At 72.0% G+C, this 19,560-nt stretch carries 20 protein-coding genes and 2 pseudogenes; 15 read left to right on the top strand and 7 right to left on the bottom strand.

The window, feature by feature from the left end; all coding sequences use genetic code 11:
- Window positions 1-10 precede the first annotated feature (10 nt).
- The gene (locus tag AB0B35_RS09050) at window positions 11-400 is read right to left on the bottom strand and encodes a LysR substrate-binding domain-containing protein (protein WP_361042679.1); all 390 of its coding nucleotides are present in this window, start codon (window positions 398-400) and stop codon (window positions 11-13) included.
- A gap of 6 nt (window positions 401-406) precedes the next feature.
- Between AB0B35_RS09050 and AB0B35_RS09045 the strand changes: the two are divergent.
- Together AB0B35_RS09045 and AB0B35_RS09040 are read left to right on the top strand one after the other, a co-directional pair.
- A pseudogene (locus AB0B35_RS09045) lies at window positions 407-832 on the top strand (LysE family transporter); the annotation flags it as partial.
- Between the two features lie 161 nt (window positions 833-993).
- Entirely contained in the window at window positions 994-2,517 is a 1,524-nt protein-coding gene (locus tag AB0B35_RS09040) for a catalase (RefSeq protein ID WP_361042677.1), read from the top strand.
- A gap of 19 nt (window positions 2,518-2,536) precedes the next feature.
- Here AB0B35_RS09040 and AB0B35_RS09035 read toward each other — a convergent pair whose 3' ends face one another.
- Window positions 2,537-3,319 (bottom strand): sterol desaturase family protein, encoded by a 783-nt coding sequence (locus AB0B35_RS09035; RefSeq protein WP_361042673.1) that lies wholly within the window; start codon window positions 3,317-3,319, stop codon window positions 2,537-2,539.
- A gap of 150 nt (window positions 3,320-3,469) precedes the next feature.
- Here AB0B35_RS09035 and AB0B35_RS09030 point away from each other — a divergent pair, with 150 nt between their 5' ends.
- The 7 genes and pseudogenes from AB0B35_RS09030 to AB0B35_RS09000 form a co-directional block, all read left to right on the top strand.
- On the top strand, window positions 3,470-3,799 hold the full coding sequence (locus AB0B35_RS09030) for a PEP-utilizing enzyme (protein ID WP_361042670.1): 330 nt from the start codon (window positions 3,470-3,472) through the stop codon (window positions 3,797-3,799).
- Window positions 3,796-4,395, top strand: a complete 600-nt coding sequence (locus tag AB0B35_RS09025) for a transcriptional regulator (protein ID WP_361042668.1) — start codon at window positions 3,796-3,798, stop codon at window positions 4,393-4,395. The genes AB0B35_RS09030 and AB0B35_RS09025 overlap by 4 nt, the downstream gene beginning before the upstream one ends.
- 9 nt (window positions 4,396-4,404) lie before the next feature.
- On the top strand, window positions 4,405-4,827 hold the full coding sequence (locus AB0B35_RS09020; RefSeq protein WP_361042665.1) for a hypothetical protein: 423 nt from the start codon (window positions 4,405-4,407) through the stop codon (window positions 4,825-4,827).
- Window positions 4,828-4,912: 85 nt separating this feature from the next.
- Entirely contained in the window at window positions 4,913-5,851 is a 939-nt protein-coding gene (locus AB0B35_RS09015) for a hypothetical protein (RefSeq protein WP_361042662.1), read from the top strand.
- A 60-nt stretch (window positions 5,852-5,911) separates the two neighbouring features.
- Complete coding sequence (locus tag AB0B35_RS09010; protein WP_361042660.1) at window positions 5,912-6,235, top strand: hypothetical protein; 324 nt, start codon at window positions 5,912-5,914, stop codon at window positions 6,233-6,235.
- Between the two features lies 1 nt (window position 6,236).
- Window positions 6,237-6,638, top strand: a complete 402-nt coding sequence (locus AB0B35_RS09005) for an STAS domain-containing protein (protein ID WP_361042658.1) — start codon at window positions 6,237-6,239, stop codon at window positions 6,636-6,638.
- Window positions 6,639-6,839: 201 nt separating this feature from the next.
- Window positions 6,840-7,670 (top strand): annotated as a pseudogene (locus tag AB0B35_RS09000) (cupin domain-containing protein); the annotation flags it as partial.
- A gap of 350 nt (window positions 7,671-8,020) precedes the next feature.
- On the opposite strand, the gene AB0B35_RS08995 reads toward AB0B35_RS09000, so the two are convergent.
- The 3 genes from AB0B35_RS08995 to AB0B35_RS08985 form a co-directional block, all read right to left on the bottom strand.
- Window positions 8,021-9,097, bottom strand: a complete 1,077-nt coding sequence (locus AB0B35_RS08995; protein ID WP_361042856.1) for a hypothetical protein — start codon at window positions 9,095-9,097, stop codon at window positions 8,021-8,023.
- 495 nt (window positions 9,098-9,592) lie between these two features.
- Window positions 9,593-10,708, bottom strand: coding sequence for a crosslink repair DNA glycosylase YcaQ family protein (locus tag AB0B35_RS08990; RefSeq protein ID WP_361042655.1), 1,116 nt, complete (start codon window positions 10,706-10,708; stop codon window positions 9,593-9,595).
- A 9-nt stretch (window positions 10,709-10,717) separates the two neighbouring features.
- Entirely contained in the window at window positions 10,718-12,334 is a 1,617-nt protein-coding gene (locus AB0B35_RS08985; RefSeq protein WP_361042653.1) for an acyltransferase, read from the bottom strand.
- A 45-nt stretch (window positions 12,335-12,379) separates the two neighbouring features.
- On the opposite strand from AB0B35_RS08985, the gene AB0B35_RS08980 reads away from it, so the two are divergent.
- From AB0B35_RS08980 to AB0B35_RS08965, 4 genes are all read left to right on the top strand, one after another.
- Entirely contained in the window at window positions 12,380-13,687 is a 1,308-nt protein-coding gene (locus AB0B35_RS08980) for a calcium-binding protein (protein ID WP_361042650.1), read from the top strand.
- Window positions 13,688-13,749: 62 nt separating this feature from the next.
- Entirely contained in the window at window positions 13,750-14,859 is a 1,110-nt protein-coding gene (locus AB0B35_RS08975; protein WP_360527690.1) for a histidine kinase, read from the top strand.
- On the top strand, window positions 14,856-15,524 hold the full coding sequence (locus AB0B35_RS08970; protein ID WP_361042648.1) for a response regulator transcription factor: 669 nt from the start codon (window positions 14,856-14,858) through the stop codon (window positions 15,522-15,524). The genes AB0B35_RS08975 and AB0B35_RS08970 overlap by 4 nt, the downstream gene beginning before the upstream one ends.
- A 66-nt stretch (window positions 15,525-15,590) precedes the next feature.
- Window positions 15,591-16,253 (top strand): DUF2306 domain-containing protein, encoded by a 663-nt coding sequence (locus AB0B35_RS08965; protein WP_361042646.1) that lies wholly within the window; start codon window positions 15,591-15,593, stop codon window positions 16,251-16,253.
- A 45-nt stretch (window positions 16,254-16,298) separates the two neighbouring features.
- Here AB0B35_RS08965 and AB0B35_RS08960 read toward each other — a convergent pair whose 3' ends face one another.
- Window positions 16,299-17,486 carry an MFS transporter gene (locus AB0B35_RS08960; RefSeq protein WP_361042643.1) on the bottom strand — a complete coding sequence of 396 codons (1,188 nt, stop codon included), beginning with the start codon at window positions 17,484-17,486 and terminating at the stop codon, window positions 16,299-16,301.
- Window positions 17,487-17,551: 65 nt separating this feature from the next.
- Here AB0B35_RS08960 and AB0B35_RS08955 point away from each other — a divergent pair, with 65 nt between their 5' ends.
- On the top strand, window positions 17,552-18,532 hold the full coding sequence (locus tag AB0B35_RS08955) for a DUF5937 family protein (RefSeq protein WP_360527680.1): 981 nt from the start codon (window positions 17,552-17,554) through the stop codon (window positions 18,530-18,532).
- 11 nt (window positions 18,533-18,543) lie between these two features.
- On the opposite strand, the gene AB0B35_RS08950 is transcribed toward AB0B35_RS08955, so the two are convergent.
- A complete protein-coding gene (locus AB0B35_RS08950; protein ID WP_360527677.1) occupies window positions 18,544-18,903 on the bottom strand; it encodes a hypothetical protein in 360 nt (119 codons plus the stop codon).
- A 74-nt stretch (window positions 18,904-18,977) separates the two neighbouring features.
- Here AB0B35_RS08950 and AB0B35_RS08945 point away from each other — a divergent pair, with 74 nt between their 5' ends.
- Complete coding sequence (locus AB0B35_RS08945; protein ID WP_361042641.1) at window positions 18,978-19,553, top strand: hypothetical protein; 576 nt, start codon at window positions 18,978-18,980, stop codon at window positions 19,551-19,553.
- Window positions 19,554-19,560: the final 7 nt, after the last annotated feature.

The following is a 19,560-nucleotide window of genomic DNA, read 5'->3' as shown; positions in this document are numbered from 1 at the left end:
GCCGTCCCCGTCAGCGCAGAGCGGTGGCGGCGGCCGCCTGGACCGCCGAGGTGAGGGCGGCGAGGGCGTCCGACTCCAGCCGCCAGTGCTGCCAGTACAGCGGGACGTCGAGCCTGCGGCCGGGCATCAGTTCGCGGTAGTGGTCCGTTTCGGCGACCGGCTCCGGCACCATGCCCCAGCCCAGCCCGAGCCGGATGGCCTCGTCGAACGCGGTCACCGACGGCACGTAGTGGATCGGCGGGTCCAGGTCGCGGCGGGTGAGCGTACGCAGGAACCGGTGCTGCAGCCGGTCCTTGCGGTTGAGCACGACCATCGGCGCGTCCGCCAGCGCCACGGGGGTGACCCCGTCGCCGAACCACGTGCCGAACACGGCCGGCGCGGCGACGGCCCGGTATCGCATCGCGCGCTCGGCTCGCTGGTCGCCGACCGTCCCGGCCTGCTCGCGGCGATCCGCTGGGGCGGGGCCGCGTTCCTGCTCGGATATGCCGTGCTGGCGGCCCGGCGCGCGCTGCGGCCCGGCCGCCTCGACCCGCGTGACGGGGCGGCCGCGCCCCTGCGGGCCACGCTGCTGACCTGCCTGGCGTTCACGTTCCTCAACCCCCACGTGTACCTCGACACGGTGCTGCTGCTCGGCGGCCTCGCCGTGCGCGACCCGAGCCGGTGGCTCTTCGCCTCCGGGGCGGCGGCGGCCAGCGTCGTCTGGTTCGCCGCGCTCGGCGCGGGCGCGCGCCGCCTGGCCCCGGCGCTGGCCAGGCCCGCGACGTGGCGGGTGCTCGACGGGGTGATCGCGGTGACGATGACCCTCATCGCGATCGGCCTGCTCGCCGGCTGAGCCGCCCGGACCGCGATGTCGCGGTGCGGCCGCGAGTGCGCATCATCCGGGGCAAAATGGGTAAGCGAGAGTCGAGAAGATCGTCGGGAGGGTTCGACGAGCAGGCCGCGGAGTTCGTACACCGCGAGGCGGGGGCGGCCGTTGAGGAAGGGAACTCGCAGATGACGTCAACAGACCGCCGTCCCACGACGACGGATGCCGGCATTCCCGTCGCCAGTGACGAGCACTCGCTGACCGTCGGCCCGGACGGTCCCCTGCTGCTGCAGGACCATTACCTGCTGGAGCAGATGGCCAACTTCAACCGCGAGCGCATCCCGGAGCGCCAGCCGCACGCCAAGGGCGGCGGGGCGTTCGGCACGTTCGAGGTGACCAAGGACCACAGCGCCCACACCCGGGCGGCGGTGTTCCAGCCGGGCGCGAAGACCGACGTGCTCATCCGGTTCTCCACGGTCGCGGGCGAGCGCGGCAGCCCCGACACCTGGCGCGACCCGCGGGGCTTCGCGGTCAAGTTCTACACCGGCGAGGGCAACCTGGACATCGTCGGCAACAACACCCCGGTCTTCTTCATCCGGGACCCGCTCAAGTTCCAGCACTTCATCCGGTCCCAGAAGCGGCGGGCGGACAACAACCTGCGCGACCACGACATGCAGTGGGACTTCTGGACGCTGTCGCCGGAGTCGGCGCACCAGGTCACCTGGTTGATGGGCGACCGCGGCATCCCGCGCAGCTGGCGGCACATGAACGGCTACGGCAGCCACACCTATATGTGGATCAACGCGCAGGGTGAGCGGTTCTGGGTCAAGTACCACTTCAAGACCGACCAGGGCATCGAGTTCTTCACCCAGGACGAGGGCGACCAGATGGCGTCCGCGGACACCGACTACCACCAGCGGGATCTGTACGAGCACATCGCCGCCGGGCAGTTCCCGAGCTGGACCCTGCACGTGCAGATCATGCCGTTCGAGGACGCCAAGACCTACCGGTTCAACCCGTTCGACCTGACCAAGGTATGGCCGCACGGCGACTACCCGCTGCACGAGGTCGGCCGGATGACCCTGAACCGCAACGTCACCGATTACCACACCGAGATCGAGCAGGCCGCGTTCGAACCCAACAACCTGGTCGCCGGGACGGGGCTGTCGCCGGACAAGATGCTGCTCGCCCGCGGGTTCAGCTACGCCGACGCGCACCGGGCCCGGCTGGGCGTGAACTACAAGCAGATTCCGGTCAACGCGCCCAAGGTCCCGGTGCACAGCTACTCCAAGGATGGCGCGATGCGGGTCGTCAATGTCAGCGACCCGGTGTATGCGCCGAACTCCTACGGCGGGCCGCAGGCGCGGCCGGAGCTGACCGACGACGGCGGGCTCTGGTACAGCGACGGCGAGATGGTCCGCGCGGCGTACACCCTGCGCCCGGACGACGACGACTGGGGCCAGGCCGGGACGATGGTTCGCGAGGTGCTCGACGACGACGCCCGGCATCGGCTGGTCGACAACATCGTCGGGCACCTGCTCAACGGAGTCAGCGAGCCGGTGCTGGAGCGGGCGTTCCAGTACTGGCACAACGTCGACAAGGATCTCGGCGACCGCATCGAGAGCGGCGTGCGGGCCAAGCAGGGTGAACGGGATCCGAAGGCCGCCAAGCAGGCTAATCCGGCTCGGACGAGCATGCAGCAGAAGGCCTGAAGACGACGGCGCCGATCGCCTACGACAGGCGTGAGGTCACGGACGCCGGGCGGGGCGATGCGAGCAGGCCCGTCCGGCGGCGGTCGTAGTCGTCGTCCAGGGTCCGGAACAGCCGGTCCCACAGCGTCGTGTAGAAGCCGAGGTTACGGGCCGGGTTGAAGTGGTGCATGGTGTGCATGGTCGGTGTGGCCACGATCGTGAAGAACCGGGAACGGCGCCAGCGCAGCGGCAACGGTTCCACGCCGAGGTGGCCGAAGACGCCGAAGACCAGGTTCACCACGGTGTAGCCCACCAGCGCCCACACGCTGAACGGCACCACGGCGAGCACCAGCAGCCACAGCGCCCCGAAGGCGATCACCTCACCCGGGTGCAGCGCGAACAGGGTGATCGGCCGGGCGTCGACGAACCGGTGGTGCAGCCGGTGCCCCAGCGGGTAGAGCAGCGGCAGGTGGGCCAGGGCGTGGCCCACATACGACGCGAAGTCCATGATGAGCAGCAGCACCAGCAGGTCGACGGCGATCCACCAGGTCGTGTCGAGGTCGAGCCGGATCACGTCGAGGGTCCACAGCTTCCACCCGGCCAGGGTGACCCCGGTGTTGAGCACGACCGCGCCGGCGGCCAGCCACAGCTGCAGCGGCTCGGCGCGCCCCGTGTCCGGCATCAGCCGCACCGCACGCGACAGCCGCAGCACGGCCCTGCCCAGGCCGACGCCGACCAGCAGAATCAGCACGTTCTCTGCCAGGAACAGCAGCGCCGCCGCCCACATCGGCAGGTCTCGAAGGTACGCGGCGACCTCATGCATGCCAGGAGGATACGAGCCGCGGACGCATCGCGTGCTCCCCTGGTTTGTTGACAGCCACCCTGCCCCAGGCGATGCTGGCCACATGAGTCGATCATCGAGACTGACCTGGGCGCAGATCGCCGAAGCGGCCCGGCTCGGCGGGGACGGCTCGTGACCGGCGCGGTCACCGGCGTGCCCGCAAACCCCGGCCGGGCGCTGGGAACGGCGAGGCTGGTGCGCTCCGTCGACGACTTCGGCCGCCTGCGGCCCGGCGACGTGCTCGTCTGCCGGACCACAGACCCGGCCTGGACCCCTCTGTTCCACCTCGCCGCCGCGATCGTCACCGAGACCGGTGGGCTGCTCAGCCACGCCGCGATCGTCGCCCGCGAGTGCCGCATCCCCGCCGTCGTCGGAGCCGCCGACGCGATGACGCTGCTGCCGGACGGAGCGCAGGTCCTCGTCGACGGCGCCCTCGGCACGGTCACCGGGGTGGCGCGTTGACGGCCCACCCGTCGCCCGCCGAACTGCTGGTGCCGCATGTCGTACGGCTCAAAGGGTTCGCCGGGACCGAGGCCGTAGCCGCCCGCTTCGGTCTCGACGCCGCGCAGACCCACGAGGGCCTGCTCGACGCCGAGGCGTACGGCTGGGTCACCCGCGCCTCGTTCGCCGGGCTGACCGGCTGGTCGCTCACCGAGGCCGGCCGCCGCCACAACGAGGCCCAACTGCGTGACGAGCTCGACGCCCACGACGCCCGCGACGCCGTCGCCGCGATACACGACGACTTCCTGCCGCTCAACTCGCAGGCCACCCGGACGTTCACGGACTGGCAGCTCGGATCCATGGACGGCCCCCAGCAGGCGGTGCCCGGCGACCTGCTCGGGCGGCTCGCCGAACTCGCGCAGCGGCTGCGCCCGCTCGAAGGACGGCTTACCGAGCGCCTGACCCGGTTCGGCGGATACCACCGGCGCTTCGCCGAGGCGCTCGCGCGGGCCGCCGACGATCCGGCCTGGATCACCGGCATGAAGGTCGACTCGTGCCACCGCGTCTGGTTCGAGCTGCACGAGGACCTCATCGCGTCGCTGGGCATCGCCCGATAGTCTTCCGACGTGGACTTCCTGGAGCTGCGCGCCGTCGTGCCCGGCCCGCGACTGTTCTTCGACGGCGTGGACCCCACCACCAGCCGATCCGTGCGCTCGACCGTCTACAGCGGACACCTCTGCCTGGCCCGGCGCGCGGGTTTCCGCGGCACGGTGCGCCTGGAGGACCTCCAGGAGTTCTCCGTCTTCCTGCCGGACAGCCTGCCGTACCCGCAGCCGCCGTCGGCGCTGTCGGTGGAGCTGAGCGTGCGCCGGTTCCGCAGCACCGGCAACATCGGCGCCGTGCACGTCGGAGCGTGCGACGAGCGCATCGAGGTCGCCGACGACCCGCGCGGCGGCGAGCACCGCTGGCTGCGGCTGACGTTCCGGACGCCGATCTACTCCCACGACCAGGTCGAGATCAACTACCGGGTGACCGCCCAGTCGGACTGATCGAGCGGTCGGCGGATTTACTGTTAGGATTACTTACCGTTCAACTCACTTCCATGCGTCGATTCCTTGGCGGCCTGGCCGCGCTATGCCTGCTGGGCTCCGTCTTCGTCCTGCCGAGCCCGGCTCACGCGGCAGCCGGCCAGTACACCTTCAACACCGGCGCCATGGCCGCGGGCAGTTCCCGGACTGGTACTGGAACAACGCCGGCACCGGCAACGCCTACCAGATCGGCCTGTCCCCGCAGGGCGCGACCGCCGCCTCGACCTGCGAGTTCGAGGTCGTCCGCGACTGGTACGCCCAGCGCCTCAACAGCGGCGCCAGCGAGATCGAATACTGGTTCACCGTCAAGAACACCGGCGCCATCAACTGCAACGCCGATGTCACGCTCGCCTGGAACAGCACCAGCGGCACCACGCCGACCATGTCCGCCGCCCCCGGCGAGACCGCCGGCACCTGGTACCACTACGACACCTCACCGGCGAGCACCGCCATCTCCGTCGCGCTGATCCCCAGCGGCGCCACCGCCGCCGCGCCCTGCCAGTACGAAGTGGAGCGCGTCCAGGTCAGCGCCAACGGGGACGAGCGCCGCCACGGATACACGATCACCAACGTCGGGACGATCACCTGCCAGGTCACGCTGCGGGTCACCGCGCTCGCCTCCAGCGGCTCCTGGTCCACCGGCAGCATGACGCCGATGAGCACCAAGACCTGGCGCTGGAACAACGCCAACCCGCTCACCGCCGCGCACGTGGTGACCCTGAGCCCGAACAGGACATCCGCTACTTCAGCATCGAGCGGACCTGGTACCTGCAGCGCATCAACACCGACGGCACCGCGAACGCGAGTTCTGGCTGACCGTCAAGCACTTCAACTCCCCCGCCAACTCCACGGCCCAGGTGCTGCTGGCACGCGCCTGAACCCCGGGTCCACCGCCGGCTCCGCACCGCCACCCCGCGGCGCAGGTGCGGAGCCGTCGCGGTTCACGCCCAAGTTGTTGCTCCACAACCGATTCACCGAATGGTGAACGAGCATCCGACGACCGTCGAGCCTTGCGGCGATCGTAGGATCGTGCGAATCTCGTCAGGTGAGTACGCGCAGGGTGACCGCCGACGTGAAGACCGTGCTGGCCGCAGTTCCGGACCCGGTCGCGGCTGCCAGCAGCGACGCCGTGCTGTCGGCGCTGGCCGACGCGCACGCCCGGCGCATGCGGGCCGAGGAGGAGATCCGCCTGCTGCTGGCCTACGGTCGCCAGTTCGTGTATCCGCACCCGTATACGCTGGGCGAACTGGCCTCGGCGGCCGGCATGTCGGTTTCGGGCGTGCGCACGGCGTACGGGCCGCAGGACGTCGCCAAGGTCTCGGCGGCGACCGGGCTGGAGCCGGTGCCCTCAGAGACGGAGGAGAGTTGACGTGGGTGCCGCCGACGTCGACGTGCACGGCCACGACCCGGGCGAGGCGCTCGTGGCCGTGTCCGGCGAGATCGATCTGACGGTCCGCGACGAACTGCAGGACACGCTGTCCGCGACGATCGACGAGCCGGGCGTCACCAAGGTCGTCGTCGACCTCTCCCGGGTCTCGTTCATGGATTCGACCGGGCTGCACGTGCTGCTGACCGCCCGTGAGCGGGCGCAGAGCGCGGGCGTCGGCTTCCGCGTCGTCGGAGCCACCGGCCTGGTCGAGCGGGTGCTGGCGGTCACGGGCGTCCTGGAACTGCTGACCGGGGAATTGCCCGACCTGGATGAGCCGGTGGCACCGTGGGTGCCCGCCGACGACCCGTCGCCGCCGGACCTGCCGCGAGCCACGACACGGTGAGCAGCACATGACGGTTGCCTCCCGCTGCGGCACGGCGTCGGCCGAAGTTTAGGCCGGCCGGGATCTGGAGAAGATCACGCTGTGAGCCGCACAGCACCGGGAGGAACGGCATGAGCATCAACGACGACGACCTGACGACCACGGGCGCACCCGGCACCGAGGGCCCGGCCGACGCCGGGGCGGGCCGCCAGGCCGACCCGAATGAGCACGACGGCGGAGCCGATGGCGGCGCGGACCTGGAGGGCCCGCTCGATGCCGGTGCCGACGACGCGGTCGACTCGGCCGAGGACGACGGCGGAGCCGACAGCGGTGCCTGATCTGCTCGACGGCGGCGCAGCGCCCGACCCCCACCGGTCGGCGCTGCGCCGCTGCGTGGGAGACCCGGCAGAGTTCGAACGCGCCCACTGGGGCCGGCGACCGCTGCTGCGCCGGAGCGGCCGCTATGACGACCTGCTGGACCTGGCCGCCGTCGACGAGCTGCTGAGCGAGCGCGGACTGCGCACCCCGTTCCTGCGTATCGCCAACGCCGGCAGCGTGGTGCCCGCCAAGTCGTACACCGGCGGGGCAGGGCTGGGCGCGGAGGTGTCCGACCAGATCCGGGACGACCGCGTGCTCGAACAGCTGGCCGCCGGCGCCACCCTCATCTTTCAGGGACTGCACCGGATCTGGCCGCCGCTGCAGTCCTTCTGCCTCGACCTGTCCCGCGAGCTGGGCTGCGCGGTGCAGGCCAACGCCTATCTGACCCCGGCCGGGAACCAGGGCTTCGCCACCCACTACGACACCCACGACGTGTTCGTACTGCAGGTGGCGGGTGTCAAACGCTGGCTGGTGCACGAGCCGGTGCACCCCGACCCGCTGGAGCGCCAGCCCTGGGGCGGCCTCGCCGACGAGGTCGCCGCGTCGGCCGCCGGAGCCCCGTACCTCGACCACGTGCTGGAGGAGGGCGAACTGCTGTACCTTCCGCGCGGCTGGCTGCACGCCGCGACCGCCGTGGACCGCACCAGCCTGCACCTCACCCTCGGGCTGCGCCGCCCCACCCGGCACAGCATCGTCGAGGCGCTGCTCGCACTCGCCGCCGAGGACCGGCGGCTGCGGGCCGGCCTGCCGATCGGCCTGGACCTGACCGACCCGGTCGCGCTCGCCCCGCATCTGTCCGCCACCGTACGGGCGCTGCGGGAAGCCGTCGCGAACGCCGATCCCGACGACGTGGCGCGCCGGCTGCGGCCCGGCCAGTGGACCGCGCACCGGCCGGGTCCGGTCCGGCCCGTGGCGCAGGCCGCGTTCGCCGACGCGCTCACCGCCGACAGCCAGGTGCGGCCTCGCCCCGGCCTGCGACTGGTCATCGGGCAGGACCGCATCGAGCTGGCAGACCGGACGGTCGCCTACCCGCCCGAATGCGACCCGGCCGTGAAGGCGCTGCTGTCCGGGGACGCCGTACGCGTCGGCGACCTGCCTGGCCTCGACGAGCAGTCACAGCTGGTGCTGGTGCGCCGGCTGCTGCGCGAAGCCGTGGTGGTGCCCGCCTGACTCCACGCGGCGGGTGCCACGCGAAGAGTCACGACCACCAGCACGGCTGCCGTCATCGTGGTCACCGCCAGCACCGCGAAGGCCAGTGCCGTCGGCCGGTCGGGGTGGATCACCGACTGGCCCCGCGCGGCCTGCCACGTGAGCAGCGCGAACACTCCCGTGTAACCGAAGGCGGCGACGCCCGTCAGCCGGGCGCGGACCCGTTCGTCGCGCAACCGGCCGCGGCGGGCGGCGAGCAGGCCCAGGACGGCCGCGACGAGCAGCAGGACCTGGATGCCGTGCAGGCCGACGAAGTGCGGCACGCGCAGGTCGCCGCCGGTCGTGCTCCAGTGGGTGAGGGCCATGCCATTGCCGTCGGGGTCGCCGATGCCGTGGCCGCCGGTCATCGACACCGGGTGGCCGCCGGCATCGGCCACCGTGCGGGGCCCGGCCCCGTTGCTGAGCCAGACCGCCACGACCATGCCGGCGACGGCGAGTCCGAGCCCGGCCCGCAGCGCCACGGTCAGCGCGCGGTCGCCGGTGCGCTGGATCAGTACCAGGACCGCGATGACCAGCGTGGTCAGCAGGAGCGGCAGGACGCCGATGTTGAACACCGTCCGCACGGTCCGGGCGACCGGGTCCGGGTTGGCGTTGAAGTGGCTGACGGTGCCGTGTGCGGCGGCGTAGACGACCGCGCCGACGTCGAGCAGCCCGGCGACGGCGAAGACGGTGCCCAGCCACCAGCCGAGGCGCCTGCCCTTGCGCAGCCTGCTGAGCAGCCATGCCAGCGTGAGGCCGTACACCCCCATGGCGAAGCCGAACTTCAGGGGTTTCAGCCAGACCGATTCGCCCAGCAGCAGGCGGTCGTCGGCGAACACACCGACGGCACTCGCCAGGGCCAGGGCGAACATGGCCGCGGCGTTGGCCGTCAGTGGGCGGTGCCAGCCGCGCATCGCGCTGAATGCGGATATGAGGACGTTCCTGGAATGTTCCACGTCACGAGCCTCGCGGAACTGCCCACGCCGAAGAATGCAGCCGACCCCCGGGTCTGTGCGGGGGTTTACCCCCGGTCCGGTCCGGTGCACCTGGGTAACGCGGGCATCAATGGGCCCACGGGTCACTCCTGTGTCGCCGACCGGGGCGTCCACCGACCCCATCAGGCCACTCACCGTAGAGGTGTGACTACATTGCGTGAAAAAATCTTGGCGGCACCCTGGACGACCGCAGGTCAGGCGGCATAACGTTTGCACCAGTGGCGCGACGCTCGATGAAGGCCCCAGGGTCCCAGCGGGCCGGCCCGGCCGGGAATCCGTTTCCGGTTGGTGGCGCCGAGCGAAGTGCACAGGGGGATGGGTGGACAGATGCCGTTGGGGGACGGCGTTCACCCGGACAGTGAAAGGCCGGCGGTCGCTAACGGGGGTGAGCGACCGCCGGCCGCTGTCTGCCCGTCAATCGCCGGGCAGATCCAGATTCAGCCCCAGCCAGGCCGCCAGCTCCGTGATCTCCCGGTCGACCGCCGCTGTCATCGCCTTCGAGAACGGCACGTCCCGGTGCACCGCGTCCACGCGTAGCACCCCGGCCCGCCGGTCGGCGGTGGCGTCGAGCTTGCCGACCAGCCGGTCGCCGTACAGGATCGGCATCGCCCAGTAGCCCCACCGGCGCTTGGCGGCGGGTTTGTACATCTCCAGCTGGTATTCGAACTCGAACAGCTCCGCCATGCGTTTGCGGTCGAACACCAGCCGGTCCAGCGGCGACAGCAGCACCGCCCGGCCGGCGAACGGCCGCTCCAAGGCCTCCAGCTGTGCCGGATCCACCCGCCACCGGCCCCGGAGCCCTTCGACCACCGCAGGTTCACCGGCCTCGGCCACGTCGACCGGCTCGGCGGGCTGCTGCGCGCCGCGGGCACGGGCGACCCCCAGCGAACGCAGCCGCCGCTGCGAGCGGATCCGCGCGGCCTCGGCGGCCGGGACCACATGGTCGTCGGGGAAGATGCGCTCGGCCAGATCCCACAGGCGCTCGCGGCCGTCGCGTCCCGCCACGGCGACCTCGCCGCGCGCCTCCATCAGCTCCAGCATCTTGAGCACATTGCGGTCGTTGCTCCAACCGCTCGACGGCCACCGCAGCTCACACGAGTCCGGCAGCTCGCGCGCCGGCAGCGGGCCGTCCGAGCGCAGCCGGCGCAGGATGTCCAGCCGGCAGCCGCGGTTGGCCTCGACCCAGTCGCGCCGGTACTCCTGCCAGTCCAGCAGCTCGCCGCGGCCGGGCCAGTCCGCCATGTCCGCGCGGTACAGCGCCAGGTCCTCCGCGGGCCGGATCATGCCCTGCACCTCGAGCAGGGACTGGTTGCCGACCGCGGCCTCCAGGTCGGCGGGCCGGTACGCCGAGCCGAGGCGCGACCACAGCACCAGGTCCGCGTTCGGCGCGACGGCCGCGGTCTGGTCGGCCTGCAGCAGCGTCAGCTGCCGTACGACGTCGAGCAGTGACGGCGGCCGGGGCCGGTCGAGCAGCTGGGCGCGTACGGCGATGGCACGCGCCTGGGCGCGGGTGAGCTCGTGGATCCGCACCCGCCGAGCCTAGGCCACGGCACCGACACCGCCCTCCAGGTCGGGCACGGGTTCGGGCCGGTGGACCCCGCGCGGGCGGTAGCCCAGCGCACCGCTCTCCCCCAGCATGTCCGCGAGCAGCCAGATGATCGCCAGCCACATCTCCGTGCCCTGCAGGCCCGGCAGGTGTTCGGTGCCGGTGGTCGGCACCGGGCTGAAGGCGAATCCCGCGTCGGAGTGCCAGCGCGGGAGCGTCGCGGCGAGCCGGTCGCGTGCCCAGGCCTGGACCTCGGCCCGCCGGTGACGGGTCTGCCGGCCGCACAGCCACAACGGGTGGATCACATCGAGCACGTCGCAGGCGGTGCCGCGCCCGTCGCCGAAGAACCGGTCGTCGCGGGCATGGGCCAGCACGGTGTCGATCGTCTGCTCCGGACGCGGCACCGGCAGCCCGAACTGCGCGAACGTGCCCCGGGTGAGCCGGTAGTAGCCGTTGACCGGCTGCCGCCAGCCCTGCGCCGCACTCGGGCCGCCCCACAGCCCGGAAAAGGCGTCCTGCCGCGTCAGCAGCCAGCCGAACAGCGTCTCCACCGGTTCGTCCGGGTCGAACAGCCGACGGTTCCAGTGCAGCCCGGTGGCCAAGATGTCGACCCAGTCCCCCGCGCTCCAGGCCTGCCGCGCCCACGGCAGGCCGTCCAGCTCCGCCACGAGCCGGGCCGGGTCCAGCCGCACAGCTGCGACCGGGTGCGGCAGTCGCGCGCCGAGCAGGTCCAGGGCATACCCGACCGACAGCACGTGGTATGCCGAGCCGCTGTCGAGCCTTGGCCGCCCGGCCTCGCCCAGCTCGGGAATGAGTCCGGTGGCCGGATCCTGGAGCGCGGCGAGCCGGCGGACCAGCTCGTCCCGGCCGAGCTGCGGTGGGGGCGCGTCCAGCAGCAGGTCCGCGATCTCGACCGCGTCGCACACGGCGCGCACGGTGGGCGCGGCCGAAGGCTGATCGGTGAACGTCTCACCCGTCCAACACCGGTCGAGCAGCCGCTCAGCCTGATCACGGGCCTGTGCCGCGAAGCCGGCCAGCTTCGCCGGCAGACCGTCGGCGCGGGACTGGTCGCGGCGGTCGCGGATGCGGCGGGCCGGGTTGCCGACCATCACCGACCAGGCGGGAACGTCCTTGGTGACGACGGCGCCCGCGCCGATGATGCTGTGCGCGCCGATGGTGACGCCGTCGAGGACGATCGCGTTCGAGCCGATCCACACGTCGTCGCCGACGACGATCCCCTTGGCCACGATGGGCTGCTGATGAATCGGCGTCCCGGGTTCGGTGGAGTGGTTGAAGCCGACCAGCGAGGCGTGCGCGCCGACGCGCACCCCGGAGCCGAGGCGCACCGGGCCGCGTACGACCGCGTACGGGTTGAGGCTGGTGTTGTCGCCGAGCTCGACCTCGCCGGTGAGGTAGACGTGCCCGGCGAGGTAGGAGTCCGCGCCGACCGTGAGATCGGCCTGGTGGATCGCGGCGAGCGGCGACACGAACGCCCTGTCGCCTGCGGTCCGCAACCCGGCCAGCCCGCGTTGGAAGGCTAGTTGCGCCTCGCGTTCGTCCTGGGTGGCGTTGTCGGCGAACAGCCACGGGCAGAAGTCGAACTCACTCATGGCGGAGATCATCTCGCATCCGGCGGCTGCCGCCCACCCTGTCGGATGCACGATGCGGCTCTCATCCGACACATCGCGTGCCGGCACGGCGGCCTCAGATGTGATGGGATCCCCGGCAAGTCTGATGAGGAGCGTCGTATGGCCCGACTCACCGCCCGCCTCGGCCTCGTGACCTGTGTGCTGGTCGCCGCGACCGCCGGCGCCGGCACGCCGGCGTCGGCCGACACGAGCGCCACGGTGTTCGACAGCGGTGGGACGTACAACTTCGAAGACGCCGAAGGCGTGCACGACCTGAGGCTCACGGTGTCCAGTTCGGGTTCGACGATCGTGTTCGACGCCGACAGCACCATAGTGCCGGGCCACGGATGCCGGCGCCCGGACGTGGCCGACCCGACGGTGGCACACTGCCTGCATGACATCGGCTCCGGCTCGCTTGCCCTGTTCGTGTCAGCCGACGGCGGCGACGACCATGTCGAGCTGAACCTGGGTTTCCCCGGCCCCGTCAGCCACTCGACGCTGCTCGGCGGTGACGGCGACGACGTGCTCATCGGCGGTGACGGATCCGACACCATGTTCGGCGGGTCGGGTGCCGACGAGATGTTCGGGCGGGGCGGCGACGACAATTTCGCGTACAGCCTCGGACCCGACCTGATGGCCGGCGGGCCCGGCGTGGACCTGGTGGATTACGCGGTATCGAGCCTCACGGACGGGGTACGCGCCAGCGCGGACGGCATCGTGGGCGACGACGGCCCGCTGGGTGAAGGCGACACCATCGGTGGCGACGTCGAGAACCTTCGCGGAACCCCGTACGGCGATGTACTGGTCGGCAACTCCCTGCCGAACAGGATCCAGGGCTGCCAGGGCGCCGACCGGCTCTTCGGCGGCAGCGGCAACGACACCTTCCTGGCCGCCGAACCGGGCAGCTGCTCCACCCTCGGGACACGGAGCGCGGACCACATCGACGGTGGCGCAGGCCTCGACACGGTCGACTACTTCGGCCACGGCGCTCGCGTGTGGGCCGATCTGGACGACGTGGTGGGCGACGACGGCGCGAGCGGCGAGGGCGACTCGATCGTCGGCGCCGAGAATCTCGTCGGAACCGAGTTCAACGACGTGCTGATCGGCAACGCCACTTCCAATGTCATCTCCGGCGGCCGCGGCGACGACCTCATCATCGGCAACAACGGTGTCAACACGCTCAACGGGAACGAGGGCGACGACGTGCTGCACGGCGGCGCGGACAGCGACGTCCTGAACGGCGGCAACGGTGCCGACGACCTGTTCGGCGGCGCGGGCTTCGACTGGTGCGACCTGGGCTTCGACGGCCGCGTCAAGTACCACTGCGAGCTGTGAGCACCGGCGAGGGCGTTCCTTCCGCCACATCCGTTCGCACGGACGACCCGTAACATCGGGTCGTGCTCGGACTGTCCTTCTGGCGCGAGCCGCGTCCCGCGCCTGTGCCGCGCCACGGCCGTCGCGACTACCTGCTCGCCGCCGCGCTGGTCGTGCTCACCGCGGTCGAAGGCCTGCTCCGCCCTGCGCTTCCGATCGCTTCACTGATGCTCAGCGCCGGTTTCACGGCGACCCTGGTGTGGCGTCGCCGGTGGCCCCTGGCGATGGTGCTGCTGTCGTTCGGCGTGGGCGCGCTCGTCCCGCTGCTCACCCGGGACTCCGTGCCCGAGACGTACACGATGATCTACCTGCTGCTGCTGCCGTACTCGGTGGCCAGGTGGGGTTCGGGCCGCGAGATCGTGCTCGCCGCGGTCGCGGTGCTCGGCTTCCTGGGGCTGTCGGCGCTGACCGGGAGCACCGGCGCCGCCGACTCGCTCGGCGGCCTGGCCGTCGTGTCGGCGGTGGCCGCGGCCGGTCTGGCACGGCGCTACCGGGTGCGGGCCCGCGCGCGTGAGCTGGACCAGGCGCGGCTGCTGGAGCGGGAACGCCTGGCCCGCGACCTGCACGACACGGTCGCGCACCACGTGTCGGCGATGGCGATCCGCGCCCAGGCCGGGCTGGCGATCGCGCCGACCAGGCCCGAAGCGGCGATCGAGGCGCTGCGGGTGATCGAGGCGGAGGCGTCGCGGGCGCTGGCGGAGATGCGCACCATGGTCCGTGTGCTGCGCGAAGGCGAACCGGCCGAGTACACGCCGGACCAGGGCGCCGGTGATCTGCACGGGCTGGCCCGTCCGGCCGGTGCGGGCCTGCCTGTCGAGGTGCGGGTGGACGGCGATCTGTCGGCGCTGCCCACCGCGCTGGGCGGCGCGCTGTTCCGGATGGCGCAGGAGTCGGTGACCAACGCGCAGCGGCACGCGCGGCAGGCGACCCGGGTCGAGGTGCGGGTCAGTGTGGACGAAAACGTGGTGCGGTTGCGGGTCGGCGACGACGGCGCACCGGCCAGGGACACCGGCAGGGGGTACGGGTTGACGGGCATGGACGAGCGGGCGCGGCTGCTGGACGGGGTGCTGCGGGCCGGGCCCGATCCGGCCGGCGGCTGGACCGTGGCGGTCGAACTGCCGCTGGCCCGATGAGCGTCCGGGTGCTGGTCGCCGACGACCAGGAGCTGGTGCGCACCGGACTGGCGATGATCCTCGACGCGCAACCGGACATCGACGTGGTCGCCACCGCCGCCGACGGGCTGGAGGCGGTGCGGCTGGCCGAGCGGCTGCGCCCCGACGTGTGCCTGCTCGACGTGCGCATGCCGGTGCTCGACGGGATCGCCGCGACCCGGCGGCTCGCCGGACCCGGGGTCGTCCAGCCGACGGCGGTCGTCGTCATCACCACCTTCGACCTCGACGAGTACGTCTACGGCGCGCTGCGCGCGGGCGCCCGCGGGTTCCTCCTCAAGGACGCCGGGCCCGCGCTGCTCAGCCAGGCCGTGCACGCCGCCGCCCGGGGCGACGCGCTGATCGCCCCGAGTGTCACCACCCGGCTGCTGAGCGCGTTCGCCCGGCACGACCCCGCCGCGCCACGCCGCCAGCCGCTGGAGCCGCTGACCGACCGGGAGGAGCAGGTGCTGCGGGAGCTGGCCGCCGGGCGCACCAACACCGAGATCGCCGCCGACCTGTTCATCAGCCTCAGCACGGTGAAAACGCACGTCGGCAGCCTGATGACCAAGCTCGGGGTGCGCAACCGGGTGGAAGCGGCGATCTGGGCATACGAGACGGGCCGGGCGGGTCCTAGTACCAAAGGATGAGCCGAGCCTCCCTTCGCGAGCCTGAAGGGCGATGATCCGTGCCCGGCGCGGCCGCACCATCGACCCGTGACCATTCGCGCCCGCCTCGTCCCGTACTCCCTGGTCGCCCTGAGCCTGATCCCGGTCGTGGCCGGGGCGTTCCGGGTGACCGAACTCGCCGCCGGAGCCCCGATCGACGACGGCAACGCCCGGTTCTTCGCCGACCCCGTGCCGGTGGTGCTGCACATCGTCGGCGCCACGGTGTACTGCCTGGTCGGCGCGTTCCAGTTCGACGCGGTGCTGCGCCGGCGGCGGCCGGGCTGGCACCGGATCGCCGGGCGGGTGCTCGTCCCGTGCGGCCTGGTCGCCGCGCTGTCCGGGGTCTGGATGGCGGTCGCCTACGACGTGCCGCCGATCGACGGCCTGGGTGTGATGCTGCTGCGGCTGGTGTTCGGCAGCGCGATGGCGCTGTCGATCGTGCTCGGCTTTCTCGCCGTACGGCGGCGCGACTTCACCGCCCACCGGGCCTGGATGATGCGCGGATACGCGATCGGGCTGGCCGCCGGCACCCAGGCGTTCACCCACGTGCCCTGGCTGCTGACCGGGAACACCCCGGACATGCTGGGCAGGTTCGCCGCGATGGCCGCCGGCTGGCTGATCAACCTGGCGGTGGCGGAGTGGTTCATCCGCCGCTCCCGCCGCCCCGCACGCACGGGCACCGCCGCAGCCACACCCGTGCCCGTGGGCTGACCGCGGTGTGGGAAGCCGGCCGCTCGCCGGCTTCCCACACCGTCATCACCCGGAACGGAACCACCACCAGCAGCCGACGGCCGCTGCCCCGGCCCCGGCGACGACCATCGCCAGGCCGGTCGAGGTGCGCTCGGCGAGCACGCCGAGCAGCACCGGCCCGACGCCCTGCATCGTCATCAGGCCGGTGAACTGCAACGCGAACGCCTGCCCGCGAACCTCCGGGGACAGCGCGTCCAGGAACGGGCGCTGCACACCCAGCGAGTAGCAGAACGCCGCCCCGGCCAGGAACATGACGGCCATCGCGACCGAGATCGGCACCGGCAGGGCCAGCAGCACCAGCGGCCCGCCCAGCCCGCTGATCACCGCCGCGACAAGCCGTTCCCTCGTCACCGGCCGGAGCAGGCGGCTGTAGACCAGGTTGCCGACGACCATGCCGAGCGGCGCGCACGCCAGGATCAGGCCTGCCGCGCCGGAACCGTGGCCCCGCTCGGCCGCGTACGGCACCACCAGCGCCTCCGCCCCGACGATGAACGCCGGCGGCAGCCACTGCACCAGCAGCAGGCGGCGCACCGGACGGTCCCGCAGCAGCAGGGCGGTGACCTGCCAACTGCGCCCTACCGCCGAGCCGTCCGCGGCGGGCGGAGCCGCGAAGTCGGGCAGCCGCAGCCGCACCCAGACCGCCGAGACCAGGCCGCCCGCGGCCGCCCCGAGCAGCGCCCAGCCGGGCGACAGCGCGGCGACGACCGCGCCCCCGAACGCGAGCCCGAGCAGCTGGGCACCACCGGCGGCCACGCTGGACAGGGCGCGGCCCAGCACGTACGCGTCGCCGGCCAGCTGCTCGGCGATCAACCGGTTGGACGCCCCGTTGAACACCGGGCCGAACACGGCCACCGCCGCGAGCAGGCCCAGGCTCGCGCCGACCGGCAGCGGCAGCAGCGCCAGCGTCGCCGCGGCCGCCGCGTCCAGGAGGAACCCGGTCACGATCAGCGGCCGGGGCCGCAGCCGGTCGGCCAGCGCCGCGAGCAGCGTCCCGCCGACGACCTGCGGCACGAAGCCGATCGCGAACGTCAGCGCGGTCAGCACGGGCGACCCGGTGCGGTCGAAGACGAGCACGGACAGGGCCAGGATGCGCAGCGAACCCGCCGCGATGGACAGCGTCCGGGTCAGGAACAGGGTGCGGAACACCGGCTCGGACAGCACGTCCCGGTAGGTCGCCTGCTTCGTCTCGATCACGCGCTGAGCGTCGCGGACCGGCGGCCGACCGGCGAATGTTTCGTTCAGCGGCGTAAGGTCGAACCATGCTCAGGTTCGAGGTCACCGCTGACGACCTGCTGCACAGCCGGTTCGCGATCTCCCCGCTGTTCGAGCTGGACAGCCTGATCCGCATCCTGGCCGGGCTGTCCCGCGAGCAGCGGCTCCCACCCGGCTGGGCGGCGCGGCTGCGGCCCGCGTACGAGCGGCTGGCCGCGGACCCGGCGATGCGGGCCGTGGTGGCGCTGCACTCCCCCCGCCGCGGACCGGGCTTCCTGGCCCCACCTCCGGCGGGCCTGGCCCAGACCATCGACGACGACCTCGCCGCCGTCCGCGCCACCCCGCTCGCCCTGGCCCGCCGGGACATCCGGGACTGCCTCGCCCGGCGGGACTGCCGGGATCCCGGCGCGCTGGCGGTGCTGCACGACCCCGCCGTCGCCGACCTGCTCGCCGACGTGCTCGAACGGGCCTGGCACGACCTGCTGGCCGCCGACTGGCTCCGGCTGCGGGTGATCTGCGAACGCGACGTGCTCCACCGCTCCGCCGACCTCGGCCGCTCCGGCTGGGCGGCCGCGTTCGACGGGCTGCCCCGCGTACGCTGGCGCGACGGCGGCATCGAGATCCCGCGACTGCTCGACGCCCGCGTCGACGTGGCGGGCCGGGGCCTGCTGCTGGTGCCCTCGGTGTTCATCTGGCCGGCCGTGGCCGCCCACAGCGAGCAGCCCTGGCACCCCTCGATCATCTACGCCGCCCGCGGCGTGGCCGCGCTGTGGGAACCCGATCCGCCACCGGCCGAGGCCCTCGCCGCGCTGGTCGGCAAGGCTCGGGCGCGCCTGCTGGAGGCGCTGTCCGAGCCTGGGAGCACCACGCAGCTCGCGCGCTCGCTCGGCTTCGCGCCGGGCGCGGTCGGCGACCACCTGGGCGTGCTGCTACGCGCGGGCCTGGTCGACCGCGCCCGCTCCGGCCGATCCGTGCTCTACCGGCGCACCCCACTCGGCGACGCCCTGACCGCCACCGCCTCCGTCTGACCTCGCCGCTTTCAGCCATGCGCCAGGAAGATCCTCCGCCACGGATAGCCGCTCCACCCAGGTCCCGCGTCGCCGACCGTGACGACGGTGCCGAGCGTGAAGTCCCCTTGCACGCAGCCTGCCGTCCCGGCATCGAATTCGACTAGCATGTCGTCGATGTCCTCGTCGCTTCGCGGACTTCGCTGACCGAGCGCGACGTGGAACGTCACCCGGTCCGCACCCGCCTCGACGGCTATGCCGCGCACGTCAGGACCCACGTTGCCAAGCGACGCCTGCACGGCGACCAGGACGACATGGTTCTCCCAGGCAAGCTTTCGCACATCGGCATCGGGGTTGAAGATGAACTGCGGATACTCGCTCCTGTCGGCCACGTCGCCATCCTGTACGAGGTCCGCGTGGCCTGCACACGGCTGCCGAGGGTTCGAGTGAAGCCGGAGGCTCGCCAATGATCGAGTACAGTCCGCTCCGTATCCGGACAGCCGACGGAAAGTCCGCCACGTGGCGGGTGGAGCACGCTCTCGTCGAGCAGGACTCCGACGCGCCCTGGTGGCTGTCTCTCGTCGGTCCCGATGGGGTCAAATTCGATGCCACCGGTGTGGATCTGTATGACTGCCTTAAACAGATCCGGCGGCAGACCGAGCCGAGCGGCATCCTGCTCTGCTGCAACGGTGCCAGGAGGAACGCGAGACCATCGGGCTTCTACGGCAGCACGCTCGGAGCCGTCGTCGTGTACCAGCACCACAGGTGGCGGGCCGCCATGCCCTGGGAACTGGTCGACATCTTCGGCTACGCGCCGCCTCGCAAGATCGCGACCGTCGAGGACCAGGAGGCATACCTTGAGAGCGTGGACAGCTTTCGACAGTCGATGCTTCCCCTGCTGAATCCGCTGCAGTGGATCACGTACGGATTGAGTGTGCTGTGCTACCGGGTGCTGGACGTTCGCGCCAGAGTCCGAGACGGCCGAAACTTCTCGAAGAAAAATCTCAAGAAGCGTGTCGGACCCGAGCAGTCTCGTTCGTAGCAGGGGT

Source organism: Catellatospora sp. NPDC049133 (assembly GCF_040648455.1).
Lineage (GTDB): Bacteria > Actinomycetota > Actinomycetes > Mycobacteriales > Micromonosporaceae > Catellatospora > Catellatospora aurea.
This window is presented reverse-complemented; position numbering and strand designations above follow the sequence as displayed.